The sequence below is a fragment of the Pseudobacillus wudalianchiensis genome, from assembly GCF_001685015.1.
GTDB lineage: Bacteria > Bacillota > Bacilli > Bacillales > Domibacillaceae > Pseudobacillus > Pseudobacillus wudalianchiensis.
Genome location: NZ_MAYT01000029.1, coordinates 149149 through 166528, shown reverse-complemented (window position 1 = coordinate 166528; position 17380 = coordinate 149149). Strand labels below are relative to the sequence as shown.

The 17380-nt window shown below is 41.2% G+C and carries 14 protein-coding genes and 1 pseudogene; 11 read left to right on the top strand and 4 right to left on the bottom strand.

Annotated features, from left to right (window positions below):
* Positions 1-23: 23 nt before the first annotated feature.
* Positions 24-3068, bottom strand: a complete 3045-nt coding sequence (locus tag A8F95_RS17670) for an efflux RND transporter permease subunit (protein WP_065411729.1) — start codon at positions 3066-3068, stop codon at positions 24-26.
* A 396-nt stretch (positions 3069-3464) separates the two neighbouring features.
* On the opposite strand from A8F95_RS17670, the gene hemG reads away from it, so the two are divergent.
* Both hemG and A8F95_RS17660 read left to right on the top strand, forming a co-directional pair.
* Entirely contained in the window at positions 3465-4850 is a 1386-nt protein-coding gene (gene hemG, locus A8F95_RS17665) for a protoporphyrinogen oxidase (protein WP_065411728.1), read from the top strand.
* 280 nt (positions 4851-5130) lie between these two features.
* Positions 5131-5331, top strand: coding sequence for a cold-shock protein (locus A8F95_RS17660; RefSeq protein ID WP_049660218.1), 201 nt, complete (start codon positions 5131-5133; stop codon positions 5329-5331).
* A gap of 55 nt (positions 5332-5386) precedes the next feature.
* On the opposite strand, the gene A8F95_RS17655 is transcribed toward A8F95_RS17660, so the two are convergent.
* Positions 5387-6232, bottom strand: a complete 846-nt coding sequence (locus tag A8F95_RS17655; RefSeq protein ID WP_065411727.1) for an STAS domain-containing protein — start codon at positions 6230-6232, stop codon at positions 5387-5389.
* A gap of 148 nt (positions 6233-6380) precedes the next feature.
* Here A8F95_RS17655 and A8F95_RS17650 point away from each other — a divergent pair, with 148 nt between their 5' ends.
* Both A8F95_RS17650 and A8F95_RS17645 read left to right on the top strand, forming a co-directional pair.
* Positions 6381-6569, top strand: a complete 189-nt coding sequence (locus tag A8F95_RS17650; RefSeq protein ID WP_065411726.1) for a hypothetical protein — start codon at positions 6381-6383, stop codon at positions 6567-6569.
* A 143-nt stretch (positions 6570-6712) separates the two neighbouring features.
* A complete protein-coding gene (locus A8F95_RS17645) occupies positions 6713-7708 on the top strand; it encodes a zinc-binding dehydrogenase (protein ID WP_065411725.1) in 996 nt (331 codons plus the stop codon).
* Between the two features lie 65 nt (positions 7709-7773).
* Here the strand turns inward: A8F95_RS17645 and A8F95_RS17640 are convergent, their stop codons facing one another.
* Complete coding sequence (locus A8F95_RS17640; RefSeq protein WP_065411724.1) at positions 7774-8568, bottom strand: arylamine N-acetyltransferase family protein; 795 nt, start codon at positions 8566-8568, stop codon at positions 7774-7776.
* 260 nt (positions 8569-8828) lie between these two features.
* Here A8F95_RS17640 and A8F95_RS17635 point away from each other — a divergent pair, with 260 nt between their 5' ends.
* From A8F95_RS17635 to A8F95_RS17625, 3 genes are all read left to right on the top strand, one after another.
* Positions 8829-10223: a M28 family peptidase gene (locus A8F95_RS17635; protein ID WP_065411723.1), complete on the top strand. Its 1395-nt coding sequence runs from the start codon at positions 8829-8831 to the stop codon at positions 10221-10223.
* Positions 10224-10487: 264 nt separating this feature from the next.
* Positions 10488-10949 carry a DinB family protein gene (locus A8F95_RS17630; protein ID WP_065411722.1) on the top strand — a complete coding sequence of 154 codons (462 nt, stop codon included), beginning with the start codon at positions 10488-10490 and terminating at the stop codon, positions 10947-10949.
* Positions 10950-11307: 358 nt separating this feature from the next.
* Positions 11308-12723, top strand: a complete 1416-nt coding sequence (locus A8F95_RS17625; RefSeq protein ID WP_065411721.1) for an amino acid permease — start codon at positions 11308-11310, stop codon at positions 12721-12723.
* A gap of 83 nt (positions 12724-12806) precedes the next feature.
* Here the strand turns inward: A8F95_RS17625 and A8F95_RS17620 are convergent, their stop codons facing one another.
* Entirely contained in the window at positions 12807-13547 is a 741-nt protein-coding gene (locus A8F95_RS17620; protein ID WP_065411720.1) for an IclR family transcriptional regulator, read from the bottom strand.
* A gap of 159 nt (positions 13548-13706) precedes the next feature.
* Here A8F95_RS17620 and A8F95_RS17615 point away from each other — a divergent pair, with 159 nt between their 5' ends.
* The 4 genes and pseudogenes from A8F95_RS17615 to A8F95_RS17600 all read left to right on the top strand — a co-directional run bounded on the left by A8F95_RS17615 (position 13707) and on the right by A8F95_RS17600 (position 17372).
* Positions 13707-14579: a dimethylarginine dimethylaminohydrolase family protein gene (locus tag A8F95_RS17615; RefSeq protein WP_065411719.1), complete on the top strand. Its 873-nt coding sequence runs from the start codon at positions 13707-13709 to the stop codon at positions 14577-14579.
* A 108-nt stretch (positions 14580-14687) separates the two neighbouring features.
* Complete coding sequence (locus A8F95_RS17610) at positions 14688-15449, top strand: dimethylarginine dimethylaminohydrolase family protein (protein WP_065411718.1); 762 nt, start codon at positions 14688-14690, stop codon at positions 15447-15449.
* A 71-nt stretch (positions 15450-15520) separates the two neighbouring features.
* Positions 15521-16834, top strand: a pseudogene (locus A8F95_RS17605) (M20/M25/M40 family metallo-hydrolase); the annotation flags it as partial.
* Positions 16835-16850: 16 nt separating this feature from the next.
* Complete coding sequence (locus tag A8F95_RS17600) at positions 16851-17372, top strand: zinc-binding metallopeptidase family protein (RefSeq protein ID WP_141676295.1); 522 nt, start codon at positions 16851-16853, stop codon at positions 17370-17372.
* Positions 17373-17380 lie beyond the last annotated feature (8 nt).

Here is a 17380-nt window from a genome sequence, read left to right as displayed (position 1 = left end):
AATTGGGTAAGGGGCTTTAGTGATTAGATTACATATTTAGAAAGGGAAGGATCGTCTTCCTTCTCTTTTTCATCTTTTATTTTGCGGCGTCTGCTAGTAAATAAGCGGTATACAGCTGGTATGAGCAGCAATGTAATAAAGGTCGCAAACATCAGTCCGCATATAATGACTGTTGCCATCGGAGCTTGATAGTTGCCGGAAGTGCCGGATGCGAGAGCTAAAGGAAGCATGCCGCCAACTGTCGTTAACGTAGTCATGAAAATAGGTCGAATTCGATTTTTTCCTGCTTCTATAAGAGCTGTTTCGACAGGGAAGCCTTCTTTGCGAAGCTGGTTCGTACGATCAATAAGAAGGATCGCGTTATTTAATACAATCCCAATTAGCATAATGACGCCGATTCCTGACATGAGATTTAGTTCTCTTTGGGTAATAAACAGTCCTAGAAGAACCCCGGTAATTGTCATTGGAATAACAGACATAACAATGAGCGGGTGGCCTAAATGGTTAAATTGAACGGCCATTACTACATAGACGAGGAAAAGGGCAATCGCGAGTACGAGAGTCATATCCATCATCAATTCTTGCTGCTGTTCGAGATCACCTGCGACAGAGACTGTATATCCCGCTGGTGCTTTAAAGTCTTTAATGAGTTTTTGAACATCGCGATTAACCGTTCCAAGATCTTTTCCTTCTGTACCGGCTGAGATAGAAATGAAGCGTTCACCGTTAGCATGAGAAATTTCATTAGGTGTTTCTACATTCTTTAGTTCTACAAAATCAGATAATGTTTGTTCTCCATTTTTGCCAGGTACTTTTACATCTAACAGGGAAGCTTGCGTATCAGTCTTTTTCGCCCACTTCATAATCAAAGGCACATTCTGGTCCTCGATTTTCATTTCGCCGACAGGCATTTGTAAGAGAGCTTGCTCAATTAACTGTTTGATTTGCTGCTCTGATAAGCCGGCTTCTTCAATCTCCTGCTTGTTGAGGACAACTACTTTCTCTTGAGAGGTGCGCTCCATCGAGTTTGTGGTCCCAACGATTCCATCAATTGAATAAAGTTCTTTCATAAAGTCATTTGCAACAGTTTGCAGCTCGTTGAAGTCTTCTCCTTTAATATCGATTTGAACAGGTGAGCCGCTGCCGCCGCCCATAGCGCTTTGAACACTTTCAATCGGCTCCGTTTTCTGGAGGCTTCGCAGTGATTTTAAAATGTCCTCATTTATTTCTTTTTGTTCTTTTGTGATGTCATCGCCCTTTGTCATGTTGATAATCGTATAGAACATTCCGCCATTATCCATTACGTAATTAGAGTCAACATCTTCTACTGAATGCAGTTTTTCATTTATTTGTTCTGCAACTTTTTCTTTTTCTTCAATTGAAAGCCCCGTTTCCAGGTTCACCATCAGTTCAGTATAACGATTATACATATCAGGCATGATTGTCATCGGAATCTTTGTTGCCAGAGTTAATGAACTGGCAAATAGGATGAAAAAGATAATGATGACGGCAAGGCTGCGGCGCTTTTTCTCGATCGTCCAAGCGACCATTCGGCTGTAACTGCGCATGAAAGGTCCTTCTTTAAGCGTCTTCTTCGGACTGCGGAGTGTCATTAATTTTTCCGAGAGAGCCGGAATAAGGGTAAATGCTACGATAACAGAGCTGATCAGTGTAATAGCGACGACTGCAGATAATATAATCATGAACTGCCCCATTTCGCCGCCGATCAATCCTATCGGCAAAAACACTACAATAGTCGTTAACATAGAGGCAATGACCGCTGCCGCCACTTCTTTCGTTCCTGTTAACACGGCTTCAAGATTGGCTAACCCTAGTTCTTTCTTTCGGTAAATTGACTCAAGAATAACGATAGACGAGTCCACCATCATTCCGATTCCGAGCCCAAGTCCGATTAACGTTAAAATATTGAAGCTGTAATCAAACATCCACATAGCCGCAAAGGTAAGTAAAACAGAAGTTGGGATCGATAGGCCAATAATAAAGGTAGCCCGCAAATTGCGTAAGAAAATTAAAAGCCCAGCAATTGCGATGACGCCGCCAATGAGAATATTATCTGTTACGCCATCAAGAGATTCTTTTACATAGTCAGCCTGTGCGACGATTTCATTTAATTGAAAGCCTTTAACGAGGTGTTCATCTTGAATCCGTTTAATCTCTGCCCGTACCGCTTCCGCCATTTCAATTTGCGTAACGTCCGATACACGGCCGATTTGGACAAAAATAAAATCTTTTGTGCCGTTCTTCCAGACGAAAGAAGAGTTTTCTAAAGGCTGCAAGGAAACGTTTGCCACTTCTTTCAATTTAATAAAGCCAGCTGGAGCGGGAAGGCTTATATTTTTGAGATCCTCCAGGCTTGTTAAGGTTGTATTCCAACGCAGAGAAGGGGAGTCCTTGTCGCCATTTAATGCACCTAAAGTCGCTTCGTTGTTTGCCAGCTGAATGGCTTCGATCACCTGCTGGATATTGAGTCCGTTCTTTGTTAGCCTTTCACGGTTAAATTCAATAACCGCTTCTTGCTCCAGCATGCCTGAAAGGGAAACATCTCTTACTTCAGGCAATGCTTCTAAGCGGGGTTCTAACACATCTTTAGCAAAAGCAGACATTTCTTTCATATTTCCGCCGGACACATCCATGAAAAACTCATAATTCTGGCTCGTTCCGTATTGTCCTGATGAGATATCCGTAATACCGGGAACGTCTGATTTTAAGGAATTGGCGACGGACTCAACTTCTTTATATAATTCTTTTCCGCGTCCCCGTTCGAAGGTGATTTGAACAGAACTGCGGCCGATATTTGTCGTTGACTGAGTCTTTTCGATGCCGTCAATGGCTTCGAGCTTTTGTTCTAAAGGATTCGTAATGGTCCGTTCAACCTCAATGGCAGACAGTTCTCCCGCAGTAATTTCCACATAGGCGCCATCCATCCCAATGGAGGGCAGCAATTCTTTGTCTAATTTAAGAACCGAATATCCTCCGATGATAGCGATTAAAACTGTTAATAATCCGATTAAAATTTTTCTTTGAACGATAAATTTTATGAGATCCACAATCATTCTCCTTTGATTTTGATTTTATAATGAACACCCCAAGTTTTAATGATATGCACAAGAACGAGAAGGATTACTCCAGTGCTGTAATCCATCGAAAGCTGTTTCTATGAAAAGTAATAAGACTTAGCAGTATGTAATGGAATAGGGTGTAATTCATGTTTCCATCTTATCCCTGTTATGGGATCTTCATAATGAACTGGAGACAGATCTTTTTCTAAGACTTTAGACTGAGAGCTTCGTAAAGAAAAACAGATTAAAGGCAGCATAAGTGTTTCTTTTTTATTCACAAATAAAAGAAAATAACGCCGCGTACTAGCAACAAATGATTCAATGAAAGCTCAGTGTGGTACACTAAAAGAGAGTGAAAACGGATCATAATAGAGGTGTGCATAAGTGAAAACAGTCTTAGTCATCGGCGGTGGCGTTACAGGCCTATCCGCTATGTACGAGTTGCATAAATGGAAGCGAAAAAACCAATCGGATGTAAGGCTGGTACTGGCAGAAGAGACCGCAGAGCTTGGCGGTAAGATCCGAACAGTGAAACACGACGGCTTTATTATGGAAGCGGGAGCAGATTCGATCGTGACCCGTAAGGCGAGCGGTATGTCATTTATTGAAGAACTCGGTTTACAAGAGGAAGTGGTCTACAATGCAACCGGGCGCTCGTTCATTTATACAAATGGGGAATTAAAGCCCATTCCGGCTGATGCTGTATTTGGCATTCCTGCAAGTATTGAGTCACTGGCAAAGAGTACATTAGTATCAGCAGAGGGAAAGGTAGAAGCGCTGAAAGACTTCTACGTAAAAAATGAAACCTTTACGAAGAATGATTCTGTCGGTGCTTTCCTTGAATACTTTCTTGGAAAGGAATTAGTGGAAAAGCAAATTGCTCCTGTTCTCTCAGGTGTATACTCAGGCAGGTTAAGTGATTTAACGATTGCATCTACGCTTTCTTATTTACTTGAGTATAAAGAACAGTACGGCAGTATTATTAAAGGATTGGAAGCTAATAAAGAAAAATTCCAAAGCAGCGGCAAAAAGTTTTTTTCTTTTAAAAGCGGCTTAGACAGACTGATTGAAGCCTTTGCGAGCAAGCTGGAAGAAGCAGAGATTTGGAAGAATACGAAAGCAGCTAAAGTTGAAAAGATCAGCAGCCGTTATCGCGTATCTTTTACAAACGGGGAAACGCTGGAAGCCGATTACGTAGTGCTCAGTATTCCTAATACAGCGGCTGAAAAACTATTTGATGATGAACAGTTAGCCAAAGAGTTTGCCGGCTTAAAAAACAGTTCGATGATTAGCGTCTATGCCGGCTTTGATGTACCTGACAGTCTTCTCCCGGAAGACGGAACAGGTTTTATTACAGCGAATAATGATGAGCTGTCATGCAACGCTTGTACATGGACGAGCCGGAAGTGGGAGCACACGTCAAAAAGCGGCAATTTACTCGTTCGCTTATTTTATAAAAGCAGTCATCCATCATTTGCTGCTTTGCAGAAAATGAATAAAGAAGAGCTGCTTCAAGTAGCCATGGAGGACGTTCGCCAAGGTCTAGGCATGAAGCTTGAGCCAATTGTAAGTGAAGTAACGAACTGGTCTGGCAGTATGCCAAATTATTTGATTACCCATCCGCAAACGGTAAAAGCACTTGAAGAGCAGCTGGTGGCTTCTTATCCAGGTGTGCTGCTTGCCGGCTGTTCTTATTATGGCGTGGGAATCCCAGACTGTATCGAAAATGGAGAAGCGACAGCCGGAAAAATTATTAGATGTCTCTCATAAGAAAGGAGCCTGCCAACGCGTTTGTGTTGGCAGGCTTTTTTTAGGCGCTGTTCAAGGTGAATACTGTTTTTTTTAGCGGCTAATTAAAGCGGAAAACGTTCGTCTGCAATGAGAATCAACAACCAAGTAAACGGAGTCTTTTTTACATCACCTTTGTTGGGAACAGCCTCATTTTCCAAATGCATATTTTTTTGTTAAATAAGAGTTTGAAAAATGAATAATGGGATACAATAAGTACGTAAGATTAATTTGCTATTTAAATGCTAGGAGGCAACAAAAAATGGAACACGGAAAAGTAAAATGGTTTAACAGCGAAAAAGGATTTGGATTTATTGAAAGAGAAGACGGGGAAGATGTATTTGTTCATTTCTCAGCTATTCAAACTGAAGGATACAAGACTTTAGATGAAGGCCAAGAAGTGACATTTGACGTTGAGGAAGGCCAACGTGGCCTGCAAGCGGCAAATGTAACTCCAGTATGATTCATTTAATCCATATAAAAACAGACTCAACAGTGTGTGGAGTCTGTTTTTTCATTTACTGGGCTTCTACTCTTTTAAAGCCTAGATTTTTTAGTGCTTCTTGAAGATTAACGCAAGGGTTGAGTTCATCAAAGTGAATACCGAGATTCACAATCGTTTGGGCAATTTCGGGCCGAATACCCGTTAAAGTAGCTTTTACACCTGTTAATTTTAAAGCCCGAATGACTTGAAATAACTGGTCAGCGACCATCGTATCGATGATGGGAACTCCAGAAACGTCAATGATCATATGAGATAAGTTCATACGGGCGCCCTCATTCAAGGCAACCTCCATGACCAATTTGGCTCGGTGTGTATCAATGGCTCCTACGAGCGGAATCGCTGCAACTCCTTCTGCGACCGGAACGACCGGGACGGACAATTCTTCTAGAGCGGTGTAGGCAACTTTCATAAGTCGCTCATTATGAGCCTCATAGACTTCACCAATAACTTTGAACACTTGGTCAATTAAAGGATCGATCATTTTGGACACATCAAGCATTGTAATCGCTGCAAACTTTCGCTGTTCCAATTCCTCTGTGAAGACATCCCAAATGACGGTACGATAAGTGGCTACTTCTCTTAGAAGATTATTTAAGGATATATTATATTGGATGGCCAATTCCGCTGTTCTTCTCCCCCATTTTTTAACTTCTTGGGCGATAAGTTCCGTATCTTCGTACAATGCTTTTCCGAAACATACGATTAATTGGGCTCTGTATTTTCTGCGTTCCGCAAGAGTAGCGTTATTCTTTACCCCTGTTTTTTTATTTTCAGCTGCAATGGTTCCTTCGATTCTCTGTGCCAACGTCAGATGGTTATCTACAATTTTCTTCCCTATGTACCGTAGTTCATCCTTCATTCATGATACCTACCCTTACATTAGTCTTGTTTTCATTATAATCCATTTTTAACAAATAAACAGAAATCCTTCATTTTTTATGGAAATAGTTTAAGATAGAGGATAGTAGCTTCATATACAGAAAAACTAGTAAAGGGGGGAGGGGCGAATGGCTGTAATTGTTGTGTTTATTGTGTTGTTATTAATAGCTGGAGCTTACGCGACTGTTTTTATTAGCACAAAAGGAGACGAGGAGTATAGAAAGGCAACGAAGGGAAATATTGCTCGTTTATCATGGATTTATGTTGTGGTCATAACACTTTCCCTAGCAGCGGTAGGTGTTTATATTGTTCTCTAACAAAAGGCTTGTGATGGGACCTCGATCATTCTATTGTACCTATAAGGCAGGGGGATAGCTCAGAAAACAGTGTGGCCCGTCTGCTGCGAAGACGGGTTTTTATTTTCTCAAAGAAAAGAAGACATTTTCAAGGAGGGATTAAAGTGAAAGCAGTTGTTCATGAGAAAGTATCGGGGATGGAAGGACTTACATACAGGGAAATAGAGGAAATTCAACCGAAGGCCGGAGAAGTGCGTATACGGCTAAAAACAGCGGGATTAAATCATCGGGATTTGTTTGTTCTTACTCGTCATAAACCGACCGATCCGCCGCTAATTGTCGGTTCAGATGGAGCCGGAGTTGTAGAAGCTATAGGGGAAGGAGTAGAAGGCATCCAGGCGGGGGAGGAAGTGATCATTAACCCAGGGCTTGGCTGGCAAAAAAATAGTGAGGCACCCCCAGTGGGATTTGAGATTGTCGGTCTTCCTGATCATGGCACTTTCGCAGAAAAAATTGTCCTGCCAGCTGAAAATGCAGTAAGAAAGCCAGCCCATTTAACATGGGAGGAAGCCGGTGTCCTGTCGTTAGCTGCACTGACGGCTTATCGTGCGTTATTCACTAGAGGCAAGATCCAAAAAGGAATGAAGGTATTAATTCCGGGTATCGGCGGCGGAGTAGCGACTTTCCTTCTTCAATTTGCTAAAGCTGCCGGTGCAGTTGTCTATGTAACTTCCCGTTCAGAGGAAAAAGCCAAAAAGGCATTAGAACTGGGAGCAGATAAAGCAATTGACAGCAACGAAGATTGGCACAAAGCGCTTGATGGCGAAAAGATGGATCTCGTGATCGAATGTGTTGGAGCAGCAACTTTTAACAAATCGCTTGAACAGTTACGTCCAGGCGGAACGATCGTTACGTTCGGTGCTTCGACAGGAGATGAAGTCACGATTAACTTGCGCACCTTTTTCTATGGCCAATTCAATTTGCTTGGTTCGACGATGGGAAGCGCTGAGGAATACGAGGAAATGCTCAAGTTTGTCGAAATGCATGAGTTAAAGCCAATCATTGACACTGTTTACCCGCTTAGTGAATTTGAACAAGCTTTTAAACGATTAGAAGAGGCTGAACAGTTAGGGAAGATTTGTTTTTCTATTCCTGAATAATAAAAAACCTCCAACCATCTGTTTGCGGTAGATGGTTGGAAGTTTTTAATGAGTTGCTGTTTCTATTATGACTGTGTCTTATACTTTTCTATTTCCGATGCTAAGGCAGGAGAACAATCATGACGAACGGCTTCAAGAAAAGACGCTGTATCTTGGAAGATGATCGTTTCTTCACGACCATCCCCCCATCTTCTGTGCTGCCGCTCCTCATTAATGGATTGCGTTCCATCTGGAAAGGTCTGAGCTATTAACAACTGTTTATTAAAGGGAGAATGAGGATGAGAATGAATTGTATGTTTCATAACAGATAGTTTTCCCCATGGCGTTGGGTTCCAATCAAAGGCATACTGAACGGCCCATTCCTCTTGATCGTTTAGACATTCCATCGCAATGGTCCCTTTTTCTGTCTGGCGAGTGCGAAGTCTGAAAGTGCCTGCAGGAGAAATGACCGCTTCTCCATCCAGCGGCAAAGGAGAGAGTGCCAGCCGATTGCCAAAACCACCATCTGCAATATAATGTTGCCCCTCCATATACAAGAGCACCAAAGCATGCGTACGATCGAGCGCCCACTGACCATCCTTTTTAATTGTTGCCGCTCCGAGCTCAGCATCAAAGCCAAGCTCCTGCAACACAAGCAGCAAGAGAGGATTGATTTCGTAACAAAGCCCTCCACGTTGCTTCTCAACCATCTTATCCATTAAAAACTCCGGCGTAACATCTGTCTCATTTCCAGTAAGAACATCCACATTTTCAAATGGAAACCACTCCGCAAACTTCCGCAGTATAAATGCTGCCCGCTCCACTGGCGGCCACGACTCAACATAGCCACTCTTTTTTAACTTTCTCACTAAACGCTCCATGTTTTCCTCCTAATGGGGGCTGTCCCTCAGTGACGGTATGCACTGAAGCACTATTATTAGTATAGCAATCGAAAAATTTTGGAACAAGCAAGACGATTTCATGGACATTTGTCCTAGGTTAAAGAGCCTTTCTTTCTAAATTACGATGATTTCAACTGAAAAATATTGAAATATATAGTAATTACTACTCTATTTATAATATTCGAAATATTATACTCTACCTCTAGAGGGACAAATCAATTCATTGGAGGGAACAAGGAATGAAGAAACTGATCGTTAAAATTGCGCTTGCAGCTTCATTAACTTTTAGTGCATTTGGCACTCAAGCTGTGTTGGCCAAGCCTGCCAATACGACGCAATCCCAGCCTTATAAAGTGTTTGACCATAAGATTGTGAATCAGATTAATGTTGATAATATTTACAACAATATCGATTATTTGGCGAAGGTGCCGCGTGTAGCAGGTACGCCAGCAGAATACAATGCTGTTCAATTTATTAAAAATGAATTCAAGTCGTATGGCTACGATGTGAAGATTCAGGAATTTACTTTTACTGGCTATACACCGCCAAGCAACATGGCATTATCTGTAGAAGGATTCACTGAAACACTAAGTCCTTCTGCCTTTACATACACACCAAGCGGAGATGTAACAGGGAACATTGTTCTTGCCGGGTTAGGGAAAAAAGAAGAGTTAAATAATACGGATTTAACTGGTAAGATTGCGCTCATTAAGCGTGGGGAAATTCCTTTCGGTGAGAAAGTACTAAATGCCGCAGCTGCAGGCGCTGTAGGAGTGATTATTTATAATAATACGGACGGCGCAGTCAATGGGACACTTGGTGAAGCAAGCGATCAGTATGTTCCAGCTGTAGCTTTGACAAAGGCTGAGGGAGAAGCCTTAGCGGCTCACGTGCAGAATAACACTGTAAGCGCTTCCTTGAAGGTGGAAGGAGCTGTAACAGAAGAAAGAACTTCTCACAATGTAATTGCAACGAAAAAACCGACTAACAAAAACAAAGTGAATAACAATGTCATTGTGATAGGTTCCCACCATGATTCTGTGGAGCTGGCTCCTGGAGCGAATGATGATGCTTCCGGAACAGCAATGACGCTTGAGCTTGCCCGTGTGTTGAAAAATGTGCCAACCGATACGGAAATCCGTTTTATCACATTCGGTGCAGAAGAATTAGGATTGCTTGGTTCTGAACATTATGTGGACAACCTTCCTGAAGCTGAGCTAAATCGTATTATTGCCAACTTCAACCTTGATATGGTAGGCAGTAAAGACGCTGGTGATTTAGTCATGAACACAGTAGACGGGAAGCCGAATCTGGTTACAGAGCTAGCTCAAGCATCCAGCAAACGATTAAATGGTGTACCAACTCCTTATGCTGAAGGCGGCAGAAGCGACCATGTTCCATTCGGGGAAGCAGGTATCCCGGCTGCGCTATTCATCCATGAACCGACTGAACCATGGTATCATACTCCTGAAGATACCATTGATAAAATTAGCAAAGAAAAGCTGCAAGATGTAGCTGAAATTGTCGGAACAGCTGTGTATGATAGCGCCCGCTTTGATAACATGGGACCTAAAGAGAAAAAAGTGAAAAAGGAAAAGAACAAAGCGCTTTATCACAAAAAGCCAGTAAAATAATCTTTAAACCTTACTAATTCAATAGAAAAAAAGACGGCTTTCCCGATAAGAAGGAGAGTCGTTTTTTTTGTAAATCTTCCAAATATTATGCTGTAACCCTCCTAGAGAAATAAATCTAATTTATAAGGGATTATAAGTCAGAGTGACGAACAAGCGGAAGCTCTTTTAGTTATCGTAGAAATTGTTAAATGTCTTTTATTTATCGCGGACCAGCTGATATTCTATTTATAAGTCATTAGATTAGATAAAAAAGGAGGGGTTTAGATGTTTCAGTATCATGTATGGGCAAGTAAAAAACTGTTTGATTATTTACAGAGCGAAGAGGTTAAACCATTATTTTTTAAAGAAGTGCAGTCTGTGTTTCCTTCTATTTCAGAAGTAACAGCCCATATGTTAACGGTCGACCACTTATGGTTTGAGCGCATAAAGGGAGTAAAAAATGAAGGGGATTCGCCTGTTCAGTTTACTAGTGTAGAAGAAGCAGCTGAAAAGATGTTGCAGCTGCACGAGGACATGGCCACTTTTCTAGCTCAAGCAGATCCCAATCGGCTAATTGAGTACCAAACTTCTGAAGGAGAGCCCTATACTAACACAATTGGTGAAGTAGTGACGCATATCATCAACCATGGAACGTATCATCGGGGAAATATAACAGCTATTCTCCGTCAGCTGGGAGTCAAAGGTGTATCAACAGATTACATCTATTTCCTTAGAGAGAGAAAGTAAAATCTTTTTATAGGTCAAGGAGCATACCATTTTACTGCCACTTTTTTAGTCATCATGAGTTATATAGATGATCCATCAACTATCAAAATAATCGGTCCACAGTGAGAAAGTTACCCTTACTGTGGGTTTTTTATGTTGAGAATATATAGCGTTTACAAGTTAGAGTATTCGAAAAATATTGACACGTTTCTAGTTTGTTATTTATAATTTAGAAAAGACATTTCCTTTTGGCAGAAATACATTCCGTTATACGGAAAAGAGAGGAGCTAATCAACTAAAAGAATGCACAAACAGCTGAGTAATAAGTAGCGATGGTCTCTTTAAGAAGTTTTTATATTTTAGTTAGGGGGTTCGGTTAATGGAAGGGATGCAATCTCACGAACAATTAAATCGTTCTATGAAAAAACGTCATTTATTTATGCTTTCACTTGGAGGAGTTATTGGTACCGGGCTTTTTCTGAATGCTGGTTATACAATTAATCAGGCTGGCGCAGGGGGAGCCATGATAGGGTATTTAGTCGGTGGTGTCATCCTATACATGGTCATGGTCTGCTTAGGTGAACTTGCTGTTCATATGCCAGTGACAGGTTCATTCCAAAAATACGCTGCTAAATACATCGGGCCTTCCGCTGGTTTTGCCCTCGGATGGATGTATTTTGTAGGGTCAGCAGCGACCGCTGGCGTAGAATTTACCGCAGCAGGAATTTTAATGAAACAATGGTTTCCACATACTCCTGTTTGGATTTGGTGTGCTGTATTTATTCTTCTGTTATTTACTTTGAATGCGCTAACAACGAAAGGTTTTGCTGAAGCAGAGTACTGGTTTGCCGGGATAAAAGTCGTGGCGGTGATAGCCTTTATTATCATCGGAATAGCTGGTATCTTCGGATTTATTCCTTTATCGGATCGTCCAGCTCCTTTCTTTGATAACCTGGCACCTTCTGGACTATTCCCAGCCGGGATTGCCATTGTCTTTGTGACGATGATGAATGTTATTTTCTCTTATCAAGGATCAGAATTAATCGGGATTGCTGCAGGGGAGAGTGAAGAGCCTGAAAAGAACATCCCTAGAGCGATTCGCAATGTACTTTTCAGAATTATTGTATTTTATATTGCTTCTATCATTATTTTATCTGCCATATTCCCTTCTTCTGAATTAGGTTTGTTAGAAAGTCCATTTGTTACCTTGATGAAGCTGGCAGGAGTTCCATATGCTGCTGGAATTATGAATTTCATCATTTTAACGGCTATTCTGTCTGTTGGAAACTCATGTCTATATGCTTCTACACGTTTATTATGGGCGATGGCTCACGATGGAATGGCACCTAAATTGTTTGGAAAGCTGTCTAAAAGAAAAGTTCCTTTTAATGCTCTTCTTTTTACGATCTCTTTCTCGCTTTTGTCCTTGTTAACAAGCTTTATTGCTGCAGATACGGTGTTCGTGCTGCTCATGTCAATAGCAGGTATTTCTGTTACGATCTCATGGATGGGAATCGCTTTATCACAATATATGTTCCGGAGAAAGTTTATAAAAGCAGGAGGGAAGCCGGAAGAATTGAAATATAAGGTTCCTTTTTACCCATTTGTTCCTTTATTCTGTGTGGCATTCTGTTTCGCTATTCTTGTCTTCCTTGTTTTTGATCCGACGCAGCGAATCGGTGTCTTGTACGGCACAGGCTTTTTAGTTGCCTGCGTATTGTTCTATAAATTTAGATTGGCAAAAAAAGTAAGTTCATCAGAAAGTATAGATGCAGGTGGCAAAGATATAATCTAACTATTTTTGATGATTGATTAAATATAAAAAAGCAATGGGTGCCTATTGGCTTTAAAGAGCCGAGCATCCATTGCTTTTGTTCATTAAGAGCCGTTGTATCCTAATTTAGCAGAAATGCGTTTACCGGTTTCTATCACATTTTTAATTAGAAAATCCAGCCTGTCATCTGTGAGGTTAAAGCTGACAAAGCCAACACTCACCGCTCCGTGGACTTCTCCGAAATGATTCAGAATCGGGGCAGCAACAGAAGAGGTTCCTTCTGTTCTTTCACTGTGGCTAATGCCATAGCCCTTCAATTTTGTTTCTTTCAGCACTTCCCAAAAAGCAGGTCTTTCTTGCTCTGGCAGAAGTGTATCGATAATACTTTTTGCCTGTTTGTACGGCATGTAGGCAAGCATGATTTTATTAGCAGCTCCTATGCGCATCGGAATTCGCAGGCCAAGCTGGTCAAATACACGGATCGGATTTTTTTCGCTGTCGATCCGTTCGATGATCATGGACTCTGTTCCTGCTGGCTGGCTAAGATAGACGCTTTCTTCTACTTTGTCCATCAGCCTTTCTAACTCAGGTCTGATTTGGCTGATGTAATCCAGCTTGTCATACATGCGAAGGCCATATTCCAGCCAAATATTTCCTAAACCATATTGTTTGGATTGCTCGTCTTGTTGAATTAAGCCATGCTTGGACATCGCTTTTAACAAGCGATGCATGGAACTAACAGGGAGATCACACTTCTGGGAAAGTTCCGTAATGGACAGCCAGTTTTCCGATTCATCAGAAACTAACACTTGAATAACATTCATAGCACGATCGATTGATTGCATAAACTGATCACCTATCTTTCACCACAAAATCATAAAATAAAATTTTCTGAAAAAATTTAAAACATTATTGACAGTATATCATATTCAATTTTATAATTTAAGAAACTTTCCTACTAACGGAATCAATTTTCGTATAGTGGAAAAAGGAGGAGAGAGAAAATGACATATTGCTCGTCTATGTATAAACCATTAGAACGTGTAATTGTAAAACATCCAAAAGAAGCTTTTGTTAGCCAAGAACAAATAAATAGAGAATGGCAAAAGTTTAATTATGTAGAAGCACCAGACTTTAATGAAGCCCTAACTGAGTACGCAGACTTCATTTCTATACTGGAAAAACACGTTCCGCAAATTGATTATTTACCTGCATCCTCGAAAGTTGGAATGGACTCCTTATATGCACATGATCCGGTGAAGTTCACAAGCAAGGGAGCTATTATTCTAAAATCTGGAAAAGAATTGAGACAGCCTGAGGCAGGCATATATAAAGAATTTCTTACAGAAAAGAACATCCCGATTATTGGTGAATTAACAGGTGACGCAGTAGCAGATGGCGGCGACATCGTCTGGCTGGATGATCGGACTCTGGCTGTTGGACGTGGTTATCGTACGAACGATGAAGCGATCCGACAGTTGAAAGAAATGACAGCTGACCTTGTAGAGGAATTTATCGTCGTTCAGCTTCCTCACGATCAAGGAGAGGCAGAATGTCTTCACCTTATGTCTTTCATCAGCATGGTGGATCGTGATTTAGCTGTTGTTTATTCTCGTCTTATGCCTGTTTTCTTCAGACAACTTCTACTCGAACGCGGTATTCAGTTAATTGAAGTACCGGATGATGAATATATGAACTTAGGATGCAATGTGCTTGCACTAGCTCCGAGGGTATGCGTGATCGCTTCTGGAAACGATTGCACCAAACAGAAATTGCTTGAGGCAGGCGCCACTGTATATGAATACAAAGGAAATGAAATCAGCTATAAAGGCACTGGCGGACCAACTTGCTTAACTTGTCCGGTTGTGCGCAGCTAACAAAGTTTCTTTTTAAAAAGTTCTCGTTTTTTAATAAGTTTTGAAAAAGCAAACCGCAAAAAAGTTTATGAAAATAGCCTGAATAAAAAATCATTGGAGGAATCACTTATGTTTAAAAACGTTATTGTAAAAACACCGGGAAAAAGCTACGTAAATGGATTAACAACATCTGACCTAGGAAAGCCAGATTATGATAAATTACTTGAGCAGCATGATGCATATGTAGAAGCCTTGAAAAAATGCGGCGTGGCTGTTACACACTTGCCAGCAAGCGAAGAATTTCCAGATTCCACTTTCGTTGAAGACACGGCTGTTTTGACTCCAGAATTTGCTGTTATTTCAAATCCAGGAGCTGATTCAAGAAACGGAGAAATCAAAGAAATGGAGCCGGTTTTGAAAGAATTCTACGATAAGCTTCACTACATTAAAGCTCCAGGCACCTTAGATGGAGGAGATGTCCTTCAAGTGGAAGATCATTTCTACGTTGGTATTTCTGAACGCACAAACGAAGAGGGAGCTCGTCAATTTAAAGAAATTATGGAATCAGAAGGCTATAAAGCAACGATCGTTCCATTAGAAAAATTCTTCCACTTAAAAACAGGGATTGCTTACCTGGGCAACAACTTGATCGTAGCTGCCGGTGAATTTATCGGTCATCCAGACTTTGCCCAATACGACCAGCTTACTGTTTCAGCCGAAGACGAATATTCAGCAAACTGCATCCTTGTAAATGACTATGTCATCATTCCAAAGGGATACGAGGAAACAAAACGTAAAATGAACGAAGCTGGATATAAAACAATCGAATTAGAAATGTCAGAATTTCAAAAGCAAGATGGCGGATTAAGCTGCTTGTCCTTACGCTTCTAAAGATGACAACAACACTTCCATCAGTAGAGGATTCTCTACTGATGGAAAAACAAATTGGAAAGGTGATTTGAATGAGCCAATTATTATGGGGAACTCCTGAAACTCTTCGGGCGTTGTTATGTGAGCTTGTTAGCTGGGATAGCCGCACTTTCACAGATGGGGAACGAAAATTTGCTTATAATGTTCGAGAAAAACTAAGCGAGCTTGACTATTTTAAAAAACATCCAGACTATCTATCCCTTCATCCAGCCGATCTTGGCCGACATTTCGTTACGGCATTTTACAGACATCCTGAAGCAGAGGATACAGTTGTATTAATTAGTCACTTTGATACAGTTCAGACAGAAGAATACGGCGATCTTGAACCTCTTGCTTTTAGACCAGAAGAACTTACAAAAGAATTGCTTAATCGAAAAAAGAATCTGCCCGAAGGAGCTCGCATTGATCTTGAGTCAGGAAAGTACCTATTTGGGCGAGGAACAATGGATATGAAAATGGGGCTCGCCCTTCATATGGCTCTAATCGAAAAAGCAAGCATTGAACAGTGGCCGATTAACTTAGTGCTCTTAACGGTTCCTGACGAGGAAGTAAACTCCTCAGGTATGAGAGCAGCGGTTACAGAGCTCGTAAAAATGCGCGATCAATACGGGATCTCCTACAAACTATTTTTAAATAGTGAACCGTCTTTCTCACAAAAACCAGGTGATGAAAAACATTATATTTATTCCGGAACACTTGGGAAAATTATGCCGGCTGCTCTTTTCTACGGGAAAGAGACTCACGTTGGGGAACCTCTAAAGGGAATGACTGCTAACTATATTGCTTCTTTCCTGACACAGATGATGGAATGGAATCCTATTTTCCATGAAAGTGATCTTGGCGAAAATACTCCTTTGCCAGTCTCGCTGCAACAAAAGGATTTAAAAACACAGTATTCAACACAGACACCTTATCGTGCGGCTGCTCTTTATAATGTGTTTTTAATGAAAAGAACAGCTTCCGAGATTATGGAATTGTTTGAACAGATTGCACAAAAAGCAGCAGAAAAGTGCAATGAAGCGTATAAGGTGCTTTGTCAAAGTGAACAAATTGATGGAGTCGGCGAAGTACGAGTGCTGCGTTATGAAAAACTGCTTGCCTACGCTGCAGAAAAGCTAGGAAGCGAGCTTGTGGAGAAAATAAAAAGCGAGGTTCAAGGTAACACAGAGTGGGATGAGCGGGAAAAATCACTGCGAATCGCTGATAAATTGTTAATCCAGTGTCAAGAGCTCGCGCCAGCAATTGTCTTATTGTTTGCTCCTCCATATTACCCGGCCGTCAACACATCCAATGACCCGCTTGTTATGGAATCTGTTCAGCTAGTAAAGAAAGTAGCAAACAACTTTGGTGTNAAGCGAGCTTGTGGAGAAAATAAAAAGCGAGGTTCAAGGTAACACAGAGTGGGATGAGCGGGAAAAATCACTGCGAATCGCTGATAAATTGTTAATCCAGTGTCAAGAGCTCGCGCCAGCAATTGTCTTATTGTTTGCTCCTCCATATTACCCGGCCGTCAACACATCCAATGACCCGCTTGTTATGGAATCTGTTCAGCTAGTAAAGAAAGTAGCAAACAACTTTGGTGTAGAAGTCGAGCAGATTCATTATTTCAATGGTCTTTGTGATTTAAGCTATGTTCATTATAAAGATGAAGCGAATGGGTGGGAAGCTTTTGAGCGTAATACACCGGTTTGGGGAGAGGTTTACAGCATTCCTTTTGCCGATATGCTTCAGCTTCAAGCACCAGTGCTTAATGTGGGCCCGTTTGGGAAAGATGCCCATCAGCTTACGGAGCGTCTTCACATTGAGAGTGCTTTCGTTCACACTCCTGCTATGCTTGATCAGTTAATAAAGAGCATGCTAAAAAAAACAGTTGAGGTGCGATAGGTGATGTC

Excerpts from the sequence above, each read along its gene's own strand:
- A8F95_RS17660 (WP_049660218.1), top strand. The coding sequence starts at position 5,131 with ATGGAACACGGAAAAGTAAAATGGTTTAACAGCGAAAAAGGATTTGGA.
- A8F95_RS17610 (WP_065411718.1), top strand. The coding sequence starts at position 14,688 with ATGTTTAAAAACGTTATTGTAAAAACACCGGGAAAAAGCTACGTAAAT.
- A8F95_RS17615 (WP_065411719.1), top strand. The coding sequence starts at position 13,707 with ATGACATATTGCTCGTCTATGTATAAACCATTAGAACGTGTAATTGTA.
- A8F95_RS17640 (WP_065411724.1), bottom strand. The coding sequence starts at position 8,568 with ATGGAGCGTTTAGTGAGAAAGTTAAAAAAGAGTGGCTATGTTGAGTCG.
- A8F95_RS17655 (WP_065411727.1), bottom strand. The coding sequence starts at position 6,232 with ATGAAGGATGAACTACGGTACATAGGGAAGAAAATTGTAGATAACCAT.
- A8F95_RS17630 (WP_065411722.1), top strand. The coding sequence starts at position 10,488 with ATGTTTCAGTATCATGTATGGGCAAGTAAAAAACTGTTTGATTATTTA.
- A8F95_RS17650 (WP_065411726.1), top strand. The coding sequence starts at position 6,381 with ATGGCTGTAATTGTTGTGTTTATTGTGTTGTTATTAATAGCTGGAGCT.
- A8F95_RS17620 (WP_065411720.1), bottom strand. The coding sequence starts at position 13,547 with ATGCAATCAATCGATCGTGCTATGAATGTTATTCAAGTGTTAGTTTCT.
- A8F95_RS17625 (WP_065411721.1), top strand. The coding sequence starts at position 11,308 with ATGGAAGGGATGCAATCTCACGAACAATTAAATCGTTCTATGAAAAAA.
- A8F95_RS17635 (WP_065411723.1), top strand. The coding sequence starts at position 8,829 with ATGAAGAAACTGATCGTTAAAATTGCGCTTGCAGCTTCATTAACTTTT.